The organism is Bacterioplanes sanyensis (assembly GCF_014652515.1).
GTDB lineage: Bacteria > Pseudomonadota > Gammaproteobacteria > Pseudomonadales > Oceanobacteraceae > Bacterioplanes > Bacterioplanes sanyensis.
In genome coordinates, this window is the sequence record NZ_BMYY01000001.1 from 608,606 (window position 1) to 623,793 (window position 15,188).

The 15,188-nt window shown below is 51.5% G+C and carries 13 protein-coding genes and 5 tRNA genes; 12 read left to right on the forward strand and 6 right to left on the reverse strand.

Features of this window, described 5'->3' with window-relative positions:
* Positions 1-62 precede the first annotated feature (62 nt).
* The 4 genes from IE090_RS02850 (at position 63) to IE090_RS02865 (ending at position 892) form a co-directional block, all read left to right on the forward strand.
* Positions 63-138: transfer RNA gene (locus tag IE090_RS02850), tRNA-Glu, on the forward strand.
* A 3-nt stretch (positions 139-141) separates the two neighbouring features.
* Positions 142-217 (forward strand) — tRNA-Gly (locus tag IE090_RS02855).
* 520 nt (positions 218-737) lie between these two features.
* Positions 738-813, forward strand: a tRNA-Glu gene (locus IE090_RS02860).
* Between the two features lie 3 nt (positions 814-816).
* Positions 817-892, forward strand: a tRNA-Gly gene (locus IE090_RS02865).
* A gap of 417 nt (positions 893-1,309) precedes the next feature.
* On the opposite strand, the gene IE090_RS02870 is transcribed toward IE090_RS02865, so the two are convergent.
* Positions 1,310-1,723, reverse strand: a complete 414-nt coding sequence (locus tag IE090_RS02870) for a PA2817 family protein (RefSeq protein ID WP_189386813.1) — start codon at positions 1,721-1,723, stop codon at positions 1,310-1,312.
* 10 nt (positions 1,724-1,733) lie between these two features.
* Here IE090_RS02870 and IE090_RS02875 point away from each other — a divergent pair, with 10 nt between their 5' ends.
* Genes IE090_RS02875 through queF form a run of 3 tightly spaced genes read left to right on the forward strand, consistent with a single transcriptional unit; the run spans position 1,734 to position 4,261 of the window.
* Positions 1,734-2,654: an ABC transporter ATP-binding protein gene (locus IE090_RS02875; protein ID WP_189386814.1), complete on the forward strand. Its 921-nt coding sequence runs from the start codon at positions 1,734-1,736 to the stop codon at positions 2,652-2,654.
* Entirely contained in the window at positions 2,651-3,427 is a 777-nt protein-coding gene (locus tag IE090_RS02880; protein ID WP_189386815.1) for an ABC transporter permease, read from the forward strand. The genes IE090_RS02875 and IE090_RS02880 overlap by 4 nt, the downstream gene beginning before the upstream one ends.
* 12 nt (positions 3,428-3,439) lie before the next feature.
* Positions 3,440-4,261: an NADPH-dependent 7-cyano-7-deazaguanine reductase QueF gene (gene queF, locus IE090_RS02885; protein ID WP_189386816.1), complete on the forward strand. Its 822-nt coding sequence runs from the start codon at positions 3,440-3,442 to the stop codon at positions 4,259-4,261.
* A gap of 62 nt (positions 4,262-4,323) precedes the next feature.
* Here the strand turns inward: queF and IE090_RS02890 are convergent, their stop codons facing one another.
* A complete protein-coding gene (locus IE090_RS02890) occupies positions 4,324-5,712 on the reverse strand; it encodes an adenylate/guanylate cyclase domain-containing protein (RefSeq protein ID WP_189386817.1) in 1,389 nt (462 codons plus the stop codon).
* 201 nt (positions 5,713-5,913) lie between these two features.
* Here IE090_RS02890 and IE090_RS02895 point away from each other — a divergent pair, with 201 nt between their 5' ends.
* The 3 genes from IE090_RS02895 (at position 5,914) to IE090_RS02905 (ending at position 7,601) form a co-directional block, all read left to right on the forward strand.
* Entirely contained in the window at positions 5,914-6,480 is a 567-nt protein-coding gene (locus IE090_RS02895; protein WP_189386818.1) for a nitroreductase family protein, read from the forward strand.
* Positions 6,481-6,577: 97 nt separating this feature from the next.
* Positions 6,578-6,665, forward strand: a tRNA-Ser gene (locus tag IE090_RS02900).
* A gap of 402 nt (positions 6,666-7,067) precedes the next feature.
* Positions 7,068-7,601, forward strand: a complete 534-nt coding sequence (locus IE090_RS02905) for a GNAT family N-acetyltransferase (RefSeq protein WP_189386819.1) — start codon at positions 7,068-7,070, stop codon at positions 7,599-7,601.
* Between the two features lie 47 nt (positions 7,602-7,648).
* Here IE090_RS02905 and IE090_RS02910 read toward each other — a convergent pair whose 3' ends face one another.
* From IE090_RS02910 to IE090_RS02920, 3 genes are all read right to left on the reverse strand, one after another.
* Positions 7,649-7,837, reverse strand: coding sequence for a hypothetical protein (locus tag IE090_RS02910; RefSeq protein WP_189386820.1), 189 nt, complete (start codon positions 7,835-7,837; stop codon positions 7,649-7,651).
* 75 nt (positions 7,838-7,912) lie between these two features.
* The gene (locus IE090_RS02915) at positions 7,913-11,905 is read right to left on the reverse strand and encodes an RNA-directed DNA polymerase (RefSeq protein ID WP_189386821.1); all 3,993 of its coding nucleotides are present in this window, start codon (positions 11,903-11,905) and stop codon (positions 7,913-7,915) included.
* Positions 11,906-11,915: 10 nt separating this feature from the next.
* Entirely contained in the window at positions 11,916-12,158 is a 243-nt protein-coding gene (locus IE090_RS02920; protein ID WP_189386822.1) for a hypothetical protein, read from the reverse strand.
* 201 nt (positions 12,159-12,359) lie between these two features.
* Between IE090_RS02920 and IE090_RS02925 the strand changes: the two genes are divergently transcribed.
* Entirely contained in the window at positions 12,360-12,728 is a 369-nt protein-coding gene (locus tag IE090_RS02925) for a helicase-related protein (RefSeq protein WP_268247111.1), read from the forward strand.
* Between the two features lie 402 nt (positions 12,729-13,130).
* Positions 13,131-13,913 carry a Fic family protein gene (locus IE090_RS02930; protein ID WP_229815401.1) on the forward strand — a complete coding sequence of 261 codons (783 nt, stop codon included), beginning with the start codon at positions 13,131-13,133 and terminating at the stop codon, positions 13,911-13,913.
* Between the two features lie 113 nt (positions 13,914-14,026).
* Here IE090_RS02930 and IE090_RS02935 read toward each other — a convergent pair whose 3' ends face one another.
* Entirely contained in the window at positions 14,027-15,124 is a 1,098-nt protein-coding gene (locus IE090_RS02935) for an endonuclease NucS domain-containing protein (protein WP_189386824.1), read from the reverse strand.
* Positions 15,125-15,188 lie beyond the last annotated feature (64 nt).

Consider the following 15,188-nt stretch of genomic DNA (forward strand, 5'->3'; position numbering starts at 1 on the left):
GGAGTAGCGCAAGCTAAGCGTTTGCAATCAGGAAAGCAGCACTAGGCGCTGCAATACGGTGTGTCCCCATCGTCTAGAGGCCTAGGACACCGCCCTTTCACGGCGGTAACAGGGGTTCGAATCCCCTTGGGGATGCCACATGCGGGAATAGCTCAGTTGGTAGAGCACAACCTTGCCAAGGTTGGGGTCGCGAGTTCGAATCTCGTTTCCCGCTCCAGATTTAGAAGCCCAGTCAAGCAATTGACTGGGCTTTTTTATTGGTCGCGGAGTTGGTCGGCATCATCCTGATACCGACCCTTCGGGCTCGCTGCGCTCTCGCAAAAATGCTCCCGGCATTTTGGTGTCGGTATCGTACCTGTACCGCCCCTTCGGGCTCGCTGCGCTCTCGCAAAAATGCTCCCGGCATTTTGGTGTCGGTATCGTACCTGTACCGACACTTCGGGCTCGCTCCGCGCTCGCAAAAATGCTCCCGGCATTTTTGGCCCGCTCCAAATTCTAAAAAGTCGATTCAGAAATGAGTCGGCTTTTTTCGTTTCTGGGTTTTGAGTTTGTGCATGGGAGTTGGCAGCGTCGAAGACATCCGCTAGCACAATCACAACCAAGGGGGCTCTCATTGGAGGGGGTTGCTTGGGTCATGACGTTTTGCCAGGCGGGTGTTGCAAGATGCGTAACTTTTTTCAAAAAAAGTGTTGCAAATCAAATAGATGAAGGTATCATGCACGGCATCTAAGCGATGCGTCCCCATCGTCTAGAGGCCTAGGACACCGCCCTTTCACGGCGGTAACAGGGGTTCGAATCCCCTTGGGGATGCCATTTGCGGGAATAGCTCAGTTGGTAGAGCACAACCTTGCCAAGGTTGGGGTCGCGAGTTCGAATCTCGTTTCCCGCTCCAGATTTAGAAGCCCAGTCAAGCAATTGACTGGGCTTTTTTATTGGTCGCGGAGTTGGTCGGCATCGTCCTGATACCGACCCTTCGGGCTCGCGGCGCTCTCGCAAAAATGCTCCCGGCATTTTAGTGTCGGTATCGTCCCTGTACCGACCCTTCGGGCTCGCTGTGCTCTCGCAAAAATGCTCCCGGCATTTTTGTGTCGGCATCGTCCTGATACCGACCCTTCGGGCTCGCTGTGCTCTCGCAAAAATGCTCCCGGCATTTTGGTGTCGGTATCGTCCCTGTACCGCCCCTTCGGGCTCGCTGCGCTCTCGCAAAAATGCTCCCGGCATTTTTGTCCCGCTCCCGGTCTTAAAAAGCAGTGCAAAGTCAGCCTGCAACAGTCTGGTGTGGCAGAGCGGCTGGTATTCACTGTGGCCTTTAGCTATCCTGCGCCGCCTGGCCTGACTGGGCATCATTAAACAGCTGCTGTTTAGCACTGGCGCGGTCGAATGGTTGCTGTTGCGCCTCGGCTTCCGCTTCTTGCTCATCTAATTGCTGAAAGCGCTCAATTTCCTCATCAGTGAGGGTGTGCAGGCAGCTGCCGCCAAAGAACCAGAAGATGTCTCGGTCAATGGCCGGCACCAGTTGTGGCTGGTGGGTGGCGATATTGCTCAGCCAGTCTTGGCCAAGTTCATAGGCGCTGGGAGCCTTCTGTTGCAGTGCCTGGATGACGTCCTCAAGTGCGGTTAGCGTATCTTGGCTCAGGGCTTCGCTGGCGCGTTGCAGGCGCTGTTGCAGCTGCAGCAGCAGCTCTAAATGGTATTGCGAACGCGGACTTAATTGATTTGACATAGGTACAGTCATGACTCCGGCATTGGAAGTGAGTTCATTACGTAAGGTCTACGCCAATGGCTTCGAGGCGTTGAAGTCCATTGACTTAAGTGTGGCGCAAGGCGACTTTTTTGCTTTGCTCGGCCCTAACGGTGCCGGCAAGTCGACCACGCTGGGTATTGTATCGGGTCTGGTGCAAAAAACATCCGGCGCAGCCCGCATCATGGGTTTTGATGTCAATCGCGAGTTGTACGAAGCGCGCCGCCGCTTAGGCGTAGTGCCGCAAGAGTTCAATTTTAATCAGTTCGAAAAAGTGCAGGACATCGTCACCACGCAAGCGGGCTATTTTGGCTTGCGTGCCGTTGATGCGCGCGAGCGCACGGCGGAGCTTTTAAAAGCGTTGGATCTGTGGGATAAGCGCGAGCAGCCAGCGCGCATGCTGTCGGGCGGTATGAAGCGCCGCCTGATGATTGCTCGGGCACTGGTGCATCGGCCCGAGGTGTTGATTTTGGATGAGCCCACCGCCGGAGTTGATATCGAGCTGCGCCGCTCCATGTGGCGTTTTATGCAAGAGCTTAACCGTGAGGGCGTCACCATTGTGTTGACCACCCACTATTTAGAAGAAGCTGAGCAGTTGTGTCGTAACATCGCCATTATTAATCAGGGCGATATCATTCAAAGCACCAGCACTCGCGAGCTATTGTCGACCCTGCATACCGAAACCTTTGTACTGGATTTAACCGCACCGCTGCAGCAAGTGCCGCAACTGCCAGGTTATGAGGTGGTGCAATCGGCCAGCGATGGTTTAGAAGTCACGGTTGAAAAAGGACAAGACTTAAATGCCTTGTTTCAAGTGTTGAGCGAGCATCAGGTGTTGGTGCGCAGCATGCGCACGAAATCGAACCGCTTGGAGGAGTTATTTGTGCATTTGGTTCAGGAGGGCAGGGCATGAGCAACTGGCAGGTTCAGCGCGTTGCGTTTAGCACCATTGTGGTGAAAGAAGTACGCCGTTTTATGCGCATTTGGCAGCAAACCTTGCTACCGCCAGCCATCACCATGACGTTGTATTTTGTGATTTTTGGCAACTTGATCGGCTCGCGCATTGGTGAGATGGGCGGGGTCGATTATATGGCCTTTATTGTGCCTGGCCTGATTATGATGAGTGTGATCACCAACGCCTATGGCAATGTGGCGTCGTCGTTTTTTAGTAATAAATTTCAGCGCAGCGTTGAAGAAATGATGGTGGCGCCGGTGCATCCGCTGACCATTTTATTTGGCTTTGTTGCTGGCGGTGTTACGCGTGGCGTGTTGGTGGGGTTGATTGTTACCCTGTTGTCGCTGTGGTTTACCGATTTGGCGATTAACAATATCTGGGTGGTGATTTCGGTCATATTGATGTCGGCCATTGTGTTTGCTTTGGGTGGTTTTATTAACGCCATTTTCGCCACCAAATTTGACGATATTTCGATCATTCCAACCTTTGTGATCACACCGCTGACGTATTTGGGTGGCGTGTTTTACTCCATCGACTTACTTCCGGAATTTTGGCGCGCGGTGTCGGCGCTGAATCCGATTTTGTATCTGGTCAACACCTTTCGCTACGGCGTACTTGGGGTGAGTGACGTCAACATTTTGCATGCTTATGTAATGCTGATCGGCTTTATCGTGGCATTGACGGCCATTTGTGTGTGGCTGATTCGCCGTGGTGTAGGCATGCGACAATAACGGGAGAGCAATATGGCTTCGGTTCACAGTGACCACAATCCGCTTGGGCAAGCGTCCGAGTACAAAGATCAGTACGACCCGTCGTTGCTGTACCCAATTGAGCGCCAAGAAAGCTGGCAGAGCTTGGGGCAGTCACGCGATCAGGCCGGTTTTTATGGTGTTGATATTTGGAATGCCTATGAAATGTCATGGTTGAATGAGCGTGGCAAGCCCATTGTGGCGATGGCTGAGTTTCGCATTCCGGCCACCACGGCGTATTTGGTGGAGTCGAAATCCTTCAAGCTGTATTTGAACTCGTTTAATCAAACGCGTTTTGCCAGTCGTGACGAGGTGCAGCAGCGCCTGCAGCGTGATTTAAGCGCCGCCGCCGGCGGTGACGTTGGCGTGACCTTATTGGCCGTGGATCATGCGTTTCCACCGCCGCCGCCAGCCCTGTGCATTGATGAGTTGGACATTGAAGTCACGCAATACCAGCCCGATCCGAGCCTGCTGCGCTGCGCTGAAGGCCAGTTTGAAGGCTGGCTATGCAGTCATTTGCTGAAGTCCAACTGCCCGGTTACCGGCCAGCCGGACTGGGGCAGTGTGTACATTTATTATCGCGGTCAGCGCATTGATGAGGCGTCGTTGCTGAAATACATCATTTCCCTGCGCCAGCATCAGGATTTCCACGAGCAATGCGTTGAACGTACCTGGTTGGATTTGATGCGCGCTTGTCAGCCACAAGCGCTCACTGTGTATGCGCGCTATGTGCGTCGTGGTGGTTTGGATATTAACCCGCTGCGCAGCAGCGAGGCCGAGCCACAGGCATTAAACTTTCGTTTGGCGCGGCAATAAAAAAGGAGGCGCTCAGCCTCCTCTTATTGGGTATTTTTCTAGGTGCGCTAGGTCTAGCTGCTTTAGGTATCGACCTGCTTGCGCAGTTTGCGCGCGGCGCGCTCCAAGGCTGCGGCCACTTTTTCACGCTCCACGTCCTTAACTTTGTCGGTCTCCAAATAGAGTGAAAAGCCCTCGGTGTCGTGATTGACGAAACTGGGGTTGGCACCCAAATCACGGCGGTAGTCGACCACTTGATAAAGCGGCACTGGGTCTCTAAAACCTTTGACTTGAGCTGTGCCACGGGTACGGCAGATGATTTTATCTTTGATCAGGGCATAGGTTTCGTGTGAGATCAAAATCTCACCGGGTTCCGCTTCGCTTTCTAAGCGTGCCGCCAGGTTTACCTCTTTGCCGATGATGGTGTAATCCATGCGGCTTTCGGTGCCGAAGTTGCCCACGGTGACATAGCCGGTGTTGATGCCCATGCGAATTTGCAGCGGCGCCGTCATGCCGTGCTCGGCCCATTGCTTGCGCAGCTTGAGCATATGCCGACGCATCTCAATGGCCATGGCCACGCAGGCCAGAGCATCGCGCTTGGTGCCTTTGGTGCGCGGGTCGCCAAAGAAAATCATAATGCCATCGCCGATAAACTTATCGATGGTGGCGCCATATTTGAGCGCAATGCGCGACATATCGGTGAGATAGGTGTTGAGCAAGTCGGTAAAGGCTTCGGCTTCCATTTGCTCCGACAAGCTGGTGAAGCCAACGATGTCGGAGAAAAACACCACCAGTTTTTTGCGTTGGGTTTCTAATTTTACTTGGCGTTTGCCAGAGAAGATCGACTCCCAAATTTGCGGCGCCACGTACTTAGAAACCTGGTGCGATAAGGCCTGAAAGCGCGACACCTGGCCCTGAAACTTGCGCTTTAAGCGAATCAAATCACGCGCTTGGCGGTTGCTGTTAAAGCCCGAAATTGCCAGGTGAATGCCCACGCCGATGGCGGCGGTTAAAAACACCGAATCGGGCACCGGGGCGGGCGTTTGATAGCCAAACACCAAGTAGCCAATGGCCGCCCCCGACACCAACGAAATAATGCAAAAGGCCCAAGCGGTAAAACTGCCAACAATGATAAAACTGGTGTTGATCATAATCAGAAACAACATCACCAGTGGCATCGGCAGTTGAATGTAAGACAAAAATAAGCCGGTGAGCAGGGCGTCGCCGTGGATCAATAGCTGGCGAGTGGTGTAACCCCGGCGTTGTCGAAACGGCTTGCTGGCCACATAAACGATGTGCGGGTACAGCAGGCAGATCAGGGTGACTACCAATGCGCCTGGGCCAAAATAGTCGTTGAAAAAGCCGACCAATGTGGTGGCAGCGGCGACGCCGTAGCCCAATACGCGGGCCATGTAATCCTGTTTGGGTAGGGTAGATTCGCTGAACTGAGCGTCGTCAGCCTGACTGGTCATGAACGCATTCCACTGTTGTTGTCGTTATGGTCATACAGGTTGCCCGCAAACCCTTCTGTATACCGAGAATAGTGAGGTCTAGCAAGCAACTGCGCGAGACAATGGCAGCCAGCTTCGCGCAGATCAAGCAATGCATGGTTTAGTTCCGTAACAGCCATCATTACAATATTGGTCATCTTTTTCCGTACAGTGACACTTTCTATGAATGCGATCGACGTTTTAACGCAGCGCGTATCCGCTCCGCAGCTTACTGGGCCAGACATCAGCGACGAGCACATCCACACAATGATGCAGGCCGCACTGCGCGCGCCCGACCACGCTTGGTTGCGACCTAGCCGCTACCTGATTATTCGCGGCGCGCAGCGTAAGCAATTAGGCGAATGCTTTCTGCAGGGTATGGATAACTGGTCGCAATTATCCGACGACAAGCAAGAAAAGTTCCGAAACATGCTGTGCCGAGCCCCATTGGTGATTGCCGCAGTTACCCGAGTGACGGAACACGCCAAAGTCCCGCGTGATGAGCAAATTCTGTCTACTGGTGCTGGCATTCAAAACATCCTTAACGCTGCCTGGGCACTGGGCTTGGGCGCCATTTGGCGTACCGGCGACATGGCTCACAGCCAGGCCGTGCATAACGCCCTGGGGCTTAAGACAAATGACGTGCTGGTCGGCTTCGTCTACATCGGCCACGTTAACTGCCGTTTAAAGCAGCCACCGGAGCTTGATCACGCTCAGTTTGTTACCGAATGGCGTGGGAATTGCGAGTAAAAACAACACATTAGCGAGAAACGCTTGACGCTCACCAGGCAGGTGCGTATAGTTCGCCGCCATTGATTAGCGCAACTCTCGTTGCTGGCTAATAACTGGTGAGGTGTCCGAGTGGTCGAAGGAGCACGCCTGGAAAGCGTGTATACCGAAAGGTATCGAGGGTTCGAATCCCTCCCTCACCGCCACGAATTAAGATAAAAAATCCTCTGTCGTGAGACAGGGGATTTTTTATGCCTAACATTTGCGGGGACGGGGGGGGGTACAGAGAACACTCGCGGGGTCGTGCCGAGCGCAGCGACAAACGTTGGCTTTGCCAACGGCCCGAAGGGGAGTAATCCCTCCCTCTGGCGAGTAAATGAGCATCCTGAGAGGCTGTTCAACACCGCGACAACGAGAAAAAGAGGTTTTAATGAGGGCAGGGCGAGAACCCTCGTTGTTCATACCAAGCGCAGCGATTAATACCAACTTTCCGGAGGCCGAAGTGGCATCATCCCTCCCTCACTTCCCCACACCCCAAAAATGCGAATAGCCTCTCGATAAACTCCCTCGTATCATGGCAGCCATTAATATACTGGTTGGGAAATTTCGTGCGTATTCGTCCTGCTCACATAGAAGATGCTGAAGCCATAGCAAACCTGCATGCCAACAGTTGGCGCATTGCCTATTGCGGCATTTTGTCCGATGAATTCCTAGGTAACCAAGTATCTGCTGATAGATTAAAGGCCTGGCAGGAAAAGTTTAACTGCGCAAAAAACAATCAAAAAATATGGGTGGCTGAAGAAGGCGACGACCTGACTGGCTTTATCTGCATTTATGGCGATGAGCACGAAACCCTAGGTACCTTTATTGATAACTTGCACGTCGCGGCGGCTTATCAAGGTCAGGGTATTGGCCGACAGTTAATGCACACCGTGGCTGAGTGGGTAAATCATAATTGCGCGAGTAAAGGGCTGTATCTTGAGGTGCTGGCGGATAACCAGCAGGCGCAGAGGTTTTATCAGGGCTTGGCCGGCAAACCGGTCAAAAGCCAATGGTGGCAGCCGCCGGGCGATGGCGAAAAAGTTAAAGAGTGGCTGTATAGTTGGCGGCATGCTGATCTGGTGATGCAAGCTATTTGCTAATGGCGGGCAAGCGTGCAGGTTTCTGCAGCCTTGCCCAGCTGGTGCCCTTATTTCTCGCGCATCGGCCACACACTGCAAAGCCTTTGAATGGTATGTGCCCATTTGGCGGCGGTGGGCTTGCAGACGCTGTTTTGGTTGCCGAATAATCCGGTTTCGCTAAAGGCGTTGGCCAGCTCGGTGGTGTACAGCCACTTCACTGGAACAGCGTACTCAGCGTCGTCATCTGGCTCATGCAAAAAGAGGTCGTAGTCGATGACGGTATCGAGTTCGGCGAGTGTTTTGCCATCGACCGTAAATTCATGGGCTCGTCCTTAATTCCGTTGCTTCAGTGGGACGCCGGCTGGTGGCGTCTTTGTTTTTAACCCTGAAGTCATGCTCGAACCTACGCCATCCCGTCTGAAGTCGAACATGTTCATTTCAAACGTGTTGATCGCTACCTGGTTATTACCTGTTGAATGGGCAATCAGGCGCTTGTGGCTTTCTTTGTATGGGGCCCTCGCGTAAGAGCCGCCAAACTCACCGGTATTGACGAGTACAACAGGTTGATACATGTGATAGTGCATTGCTTCCACCATGGTATCGAAGGTTCCCACATCTCTATTCAGAGCAGGGATGAGGAGCGCATTGGATTTGTCCTGTAAGTCTGCGCTGAGTTTGATATCCGTAGCGTCGTAACAGATTGCGCTTGTCAGCTTAAACCCCAGTTTATCCTTGAACTTAGGGTGCTTAAGTTCAATGAAGAGTTGATAAGGACGCCAGCGTTGAATTTTTCCTTTCTCGTCGGCCATCATGTGAAACTTGCCTTGATAGCGCTTAATCTCGTTCTGATTGCCATTGTGTTTACGAGGAACGATCCACAAGGCGCAGTTGTTAGGGCCCGGAACTCCCTTTTGATGAATGAAACCTAAACCTGCCAGAACAACCGCGTGGGTCTGCCGAGAAAGCTGAATCAGTATATCGATGTCATCTTCATGTACCGATAGTTCGGGCCATACGATCAGGTCAATATCTTGCTCCCGTTCTCCGTCATGGCAGTCTTCGACTCGCTGAGCTTTCACGTGTTTCACGACCAGTTCTGCGACACGCGCGACGTGGCGACGATGTTTGTAGCGGTAGTCTGGATCATTCAGAAGCAAACCGGCTCTTCCGAAGTCATCTTTCATCGGAAGCTTAGATTGAACCATGGCGACTTTAAGAGAAGTCTTTTCTTTATGCCAGGCTGGCATTATCAGCTCTGGTAAGCCTGGCATGCTGGAGAACTGGCAATAGTTTTCTTTGAGAACCTCAAGTCGCTTGTTAACCAACTCGCTGACGTTTTTAAACGTGTACTCCCTTGGCCATTCAAAGCCTTGGTCATTAACGTGAATGCCGGGCCAGCGAAGTAGCTTGGCTAACAGGGTCGATAGCCATGTGGAAAACTGCGCAGACTCACCCGCCAACGCTTCTGGGGTTGTCATCATGCCGAATTGGCGTTTGAAGCTGGTCGACTTCAGGCCACGGTAACCAGTTCTTGGAGTAAATGACTGACCAAAGCCAGTTGGATCTGCAGAGCCAGCCAGCACTGCACGCATTGCTAAAGCTATACGTTGCAGCGCTATAGGTTCGTTTTCAAAATATTTCAGATGCTCAGATACTTTAGGTAGAGATTCCTGAAGGACGAGTTCGTCTATTGTTAACTCTTTATCAAAGGCTGAAAAGGAGGGAGGGTTGCTGTATCCGGAGGCGCTTTTGACCTTGGTACGGCTCAGGTCAATAACTTTCAGATAGTTAATTGACGATTTATTTTTAGCTTCCAATAAAGCACTAAAAAGCTTGAGTGCCATTATCTCGTTGCCGAATGGATTGTCATCACGACTACTGAGCTGATAAATCCCCATCGGTTTGGAAATATCGTTCAATGGCTTCGCTGATGGTTTGACATTTAGGTACAGGCTTTCGGATAGCGCGCTTATGAATCCAGTCTTGTTTGCTATATACCATTCATACTTAATCGCCCTAGCATGGAGTATCAGCGAGCGAACAAAGGATGCATCTTGGGTCGCCATCTTTTCAACGACATCCTTAATGTTCATGGTTTGCATATGTGCATCAAGCAGACAGCTAGTAGCGCGAAGTACTGTTTTTTGATCGCCAGCCAGTTGGTTGGCTAAGAGAATACATGAGGCAACGGTTTCGGAAGTAGTACTAGTATCCAGAGATATGCTGCGGAAGCCCTTAGCTAGCTTAAATATCAAGTCTTGTTCGTTGTCACCGCACGATTCTTCGAGGGTAGTATCCAGCCTGACGAGAAGCAGGAATCTGGCTTGTTCAGCCAGTAGATTGAATGGCTTCTCTTTGTCTGAGGTCGACGTGGATTTATCGTCTTCTTCGCAATCTGAGGGCGACTCTTCAGCACTCTCTTTTAAGACCTGAACAGCTCGACTTTGCAGAAGCTCAAAGTACCCATCGACATCGGCATGTGCTGGAATGGCCTGTGGATCTTTACGGTGAATCGTTACTGCAGAATGCCTGAAAATCTCGGCTAGGCAATAAGTGGCCACCGCTGCTTGCTTTAGTTCTGACTCGTTTCTTTCTTCTGGCTTATCTGAAGGCTGTAGCCTCCTCAGCAGTACGTTGTTCAGTTGCTCCAGAACTGGTTCAAGGAGTTTGGGGCTAGGGTAAAGCTCTAACCCTTTTTTAAGAAGTAAAACAAGTGCTGGGTCCATGGACCAGGCCCCAACCAAGCGCCTTGCCATTCGCTCTTGCAGGTAATCCCAATCACCAGCTATCGGATTGCCGTTTGCATCGGTTTTCCGTGAAGTGAAGTGACGCTTCTCATTAAGTACACGAGAGATTTTATTGGCTGCAAAGCGTTTAAGCGTGTCCTCTCGTACATCGAAGACACTTTTTTCAATCATAGCGAGCCGGTTTATACGGCACTCGCCTTCTTCCGAACTCTGATCAACCTTAGAGTTATCAGAGAGCATTAACAGCGATTCTAGCTGGGTAACCAGCTCATCAGCACCCTCGTTGCTCAAAGGGCCACTCAGGTTGCTTTGTAGAGCTTCAAGCGAGCTGGATATCCCTTTTGATTTACCACGATAGACTTCTACCTTTGTTTTTTCTTTATTTAGTTTCAGTCCATTTTTTTTAAGCTCCGGTTCGAGCCAGGTATTTATTGCGTTTCGAATATTGGAAAGGGGTTTAGAGTTATTTTCACCTCTTGCTGGCCCTGTTACGATCAGTCGCATATCGTCTACGTAGCGGCAGTAGTCAATCAGGGTGAGGGTCTTTGCAGTTTCTTTCGGTAGCCCATTTTTAATCCAGGCAAGCATCTGAGAATCAAAGTCGAGCATGTAAATATTAGATAGAAAGCCCGATGCGACGAGCCCTTGAGGTAAGCCTTTTCTTGGTTCTTTAACTTCTTCTGTCGCACAGATGTGATAATTTTCTTTAGCGCACGCAGACCAGTCCCAATCATCAAATGCCTGTAGCAGGGTTTCTACTGCACCTTTTTCATTAATTGCCGCGTTCTGCTTATCTCGCACGACGCCCGTAATTTTTTCTAAGAGCTTTTTTCTATTGATCAGATCAAAGAACTGACTAAGATCTAGCTCAATCAGATAGATCTCTTCATCCGGTGATTTCTCAGGAAGCGCTTTTGCTGCAAAGTGATAGGGCCGCTGCAAAAACTTACGGTAATCCGTGAAATACTTGCTGTAGATGGTCGTGGCGCCGTAGTTGTGTTCTGCGGTTAGCTTGCCTTCTGACTCTTCGTTGTATGTGCAGTAAAGGCGGTTCCCATAACTGACTACCTGTTTATCGTGAACTTCATCGTAATCGGTCGATGGATCGCCTTGCAGTGCTTCGACTTCGTTGGCCAGACACATCATCACTAGAGTCATGATTGTCTGTTCTTTGATGCCGATATGGGCGAGTGGCCGTAACTTTACATCTCTCAGGTGGACTGGCTGCCATTTTAAGCAGTAGCAATTTTTTACTTCTAAATCCACTTCATCGAAGTTGCTTTTTAGCAACTCGTCCATAGTTTTCCGGGGCGTAAAGTGCCATTGGGAGGTCTTTGGCGCTGGTACGAGCTTAAGGTCATCAAACCGTATTGAGCCCCCTAGAATACCATTACGCCATTCCTCACATAGCTTCGGCAGATTCAGAGCCGACTTATCGAGTTCAAAATTATCGGCATACCAATTGGTATTGCGGATATATTCATGTGCCTTCTTCCATGCCAAAGCCATCAGCATAGGATCGGTCAGGTAGTCTTTCGTCAGCTTAAGGCTGTCGTATTTTTCTTGTATTTGAGGCATTACGTTGTCCTTAACTCAGCGCCTGCTCAACGATGGCGTTGGTGAGGTGTCGTTCGGTATCGCCGGCTTGCTGAAGTTGGTCTTTTTGCTGGCCGCATAGGGCGAATAGCCTGTCGACTTTGGCACCGACGCAGCCATCTGTATTGGAGAACTCTTCGTAGACCTGGCTATGAATATCCCACCCGGCGCTGACGATGGCGGGGGAAATGCATTTGGTGCGGATATCCGTCTCTGTTAGTGCTTTCTTATCCATAAGACCCAGTGGCTTCTAGTTGAGTTTTTTCTTAGCAGTGAGTCTACTACAGCCGCTGTTGTATCGAAAAGCACGGGCGCCGCTCAGGCAAGGCGAACCGATACTTAGGCTTGCAGTGGCCTCAGCTCAGCCCCGTCAGCACTTCAAATTTGCCATCACCGACGCTGAGCCCTTGAAAAATATACGACGTTGTCGGTGTTAGTGATACTTCTAATATTTGGGCGCTGGGCAAAAAATTCACGCTGCACAGCCAATGAAAGGTTCAACATCCTGATAATGTTGCCGGTGGCGGCGGGTGTGGGGTTAACCGTTACTGGAGCCAATCATGTTGTGCACCTTGAGCGCCATTGGAACCCAGCCAAAGAGGCACAGGCCTCTGACCGGGTGTACCGCATCGGCCAGAAAAAGCCCGTCAGTATCTACCTGCCCGCAGCGCTGCACCCACAGCACGATGCTTTTGACGTGCACCTCGATCGGCTGCTGCAAGGCAAGCTGATGCTGAAAGATGCGGTGGTCACCAGCGAAGGTGTTACCGAGAGTGCGATGACAAAAGCGCTGGGGTTATCGTGAGAGCATAAAGAGTGCCGGTGCAGCAGTTAAGCGGACCCACGTGAGTGAGTCACCGGCAGGACATTGACATAAGGCTTAGTATAATAAGCCCAAATCCGACGACACCCGGTATGGATACACCTTGATTGGAAGTTGTTTACACAATTTGCATATGACCTCAATCACATGATCAGCAACCAGGTTCATCCGGACCGTGCGCCATCAGCTTGGTTGGTATAATCGGCCAAGGCAGCATCAACCACGCGCTGTGGAACGACGATAACCTGAACATTCCGCGCTGTGCTGGTACCTTTGAAGAAGATTAAAAAATTGATTGGCTGGCGGTGCGTGCCGAGCGTGAGCAACTTAAAACGCGACTGACCGAGCTGGAAATTAAGATGGCCAAGTATGAGGAGTAGGGTTATGAATCCATTCGCTAAGCTCGATGCCCTGAAAGCCAAACTGGACGAATACCGGCCGCTAGACAAGACCGTTACCGCCAGTCTGCACGAAGAGCTGGTACTGCAATGGACGTACAACAGCAACGCCATTGAAGGCAATACCCTGACGCTGAAAGAAACCAAGGTCGCGCTGGAAGGCATCACCATTGGCGGCAAAACCCTGCGCGAACACTTTGAAGCCATTAACCACCGTGATGCCATCCTGATGGTGGAAGAGCTGGTCGAGAAGCAGCAACCCCTGAATGAATGGACCATCAAAAACCTGCACCAGCTGGTGCTTAAAAATATCGACACAGAAAACGCTGGACGCTACCGAACAGTGAATGTACTGATTTCTGGTGCCGAACACCGCCCGCCCAGCGCCTTACAAGTCGCAGAACAAATGGCGGCCTTCAGCGAATGGTGCCGCAATGGCGCACAGCAACTGCATCCCATCGAGCGTGCGGCCCGTGTGCATGGCGAGTTTGTCAAAATACACCCTTTTGCCGATGGCAACGGTCGAACCTCACGTCTGCTGATGAACCTAGAGCTGATGAAAGCCGGCTTTCCCGCCACCGTCATCGAAGTGGCCCAACGACTGCACTATTACCAAGCATTAGACAAAGCCCATTGCAGCGATGACTACAGCGATTTTATCGAGTTGGTCGCCAAGGCGGTTGAAAAAAGTTTTGCGCCCTACTGGTGGGCTCTAGGCATTGAAGTTGACGTTGCTCAGCATCTGGAGGGGTTGGGATATGACCAGTAACCTAAGCACCCATCTGGGTGAGCTCTTTAGCAACATGCTGACTTAGTGATGCAAGCTATTCGCTAATGGCGGGCAAGCGGGCAGGTTTCTGCAGCCTTGCCTAGCTGGTGCCTTCATTTTTCGTGCATCGGCCACACACTGCAAAGCCTTTGAATGGTATGTGCCCATTTGGCGGCGGTGGGCTTGCAGACGCTGTTTTGGTTGCCGAATAACCCGGTTTCGCTAAAGGCGTTGGCCAGCTCGGTGGTGTACAGCCACTTCACTGGTACGGCGTACTCAGCGTCGTCATCTGGCTCATGTAGAAAGAGGTCGTAGTCGATGACGGTATCGAGTTCGGCGAGTGTTTTACCATCGACGGTAAAGTCATGGATTCGACAACGCTCGCCGCTGACAATGCCAACGCCTACGTAGCCGGTTTTGGGAATATTGACCCACACCCGATCGCCTTCGGACAGCATATTGAGCGTATTGGAATACCAAGAGCCGCCACCTGCGGAGATAAAGCCGTAGCGTCTGGCATCTTCCCAGCTGCGGCGCTGGTCCTGACCGAAGGAAACGTAAAACTCGCCATTCCAGGCCTGCTTGGCGCCGCGGTTTTGGCTGAGCTGTTGTGCCTCTTGCGGATCGATCATCCAGGCTCGGGACAAATAGCGATGGTCGCCGTCTCTAAAAGCGGAAAAAAACACCGCATTAATGCCAACACCGTGTTGCTCGTTCAGATAATTAATGATGCGCTCGGTACTGGCATCCAGCTCCGATGCCACAATCACGATTTGATGGGCTTCGTTTAAGGTGACATCGCTGAGCGGCAGATGGAATTTATTCTGAAACGCCACATCCAGACTTTGCGTGTCTAACTGGTGCTTGCTGGCAAACTCGACGAAGCAATCCACCAGATCATTGTCCTCCAGTTTGGTGACCCAAGAGGCGTAATCGATGGCCTGAGCCACCACATCGCGCGGCGTTTTATCGCGCTTCAGCTCGATAATAATGACCTGGCCGTTGGCATCCAGCGCCAGCAGGTCGATGCGTTTATCAAAGCTGGTGCGCACCTGGCGGCCAATAATCAACCAGTCGGCATTGATGATGGATACGTCTTGCACAATCAGCGCTTCCAGCTGGTTTTCATCGTCCAGGCGGGCGGTCTGCAGCCGCTGCGCGCTGGTGTTGTTGGTGGTGTTAATGCGCCAAATGCCTTGTTGAATGGCCATTTGATTTTTCCTGACTATTTATTCCAAACTGAGAGTTGTTAACCTTACAGGTAATAGTTGCTTG

Excerpts from the sequence above, each read along its gene's own strand:
- IE090_RS02870 (WP_189386813.1), bottom strand. The coding sequence starts at position 1,723 with ATGTCAAATCAATTAAGTCCGCGTTCGCAATACCATTTAGAGCTGCTG.
- IE090_RS02875 (WP_189386814.1), top strand. The coding sequence starts at position 1,734 with ATGACTCCGGCATTGGAAGTGAGTTCATTACGTAAGGTCTACGCCAAT.
- IE090_RS02880 (WP_189386815.1), top strand. The coding sequence starts at position 2,651 with ATGAGCAACTGGCAGGTTCAGCGCGTTGCGTTTAGCACCATTGTGGTG.
- queF (WP_189386816.1), top strand. The coding sequence starts at position 3,440 with ATGGCTTCGGTTCACAGTGACCACAATCCGCTTGGGCAAGCGTCCGAG.
- IE090_RS02890 (WP_189386817.1), bottom strand. The coding sequence starts at position 5,712 with ATGACCAGTCAGGCTGACGACGCTCAGTTCAGCGAATCTACCCTACCC.
- IE090_RS02895 (WP_189386818.1), top strand. The coding sequence starts at position 5,914 with ATGAATGCGATCGACGTTTTAACGCAGCGCGTATCCGCTCCGCAGCTT.
- IE090_RS02915 (WP_189386821.1), bottom strand. The coding sequence starts at position 11,905 with ATGCCTCAAATACAAGAAAAATACGACAGCCTTAAGCTGACGAAAGAC.
- IE090_RS02920 (WP_189386822.1), bottom strand. The coding sequence starts at position 12,158 with ATGGATAAGAAAGCACTAACAGAGACGGATATCCGCACCAAATGCATT.
- IE090_RS02930 (WP_229815401.1), top strand. The coding sequence starts at position 13,131 with ATGAATCCATTCGCTAAGCTCGATGCCCTGAAAGCCAAACTGGACGAA.
- IE090_RS02935 (WP_189386824.1), bottom strand. The coding sequence starts at position 15,124 with ATGGCCATTCAACAAGGCATTTGGCGCATTAACACCACCAACAACACC.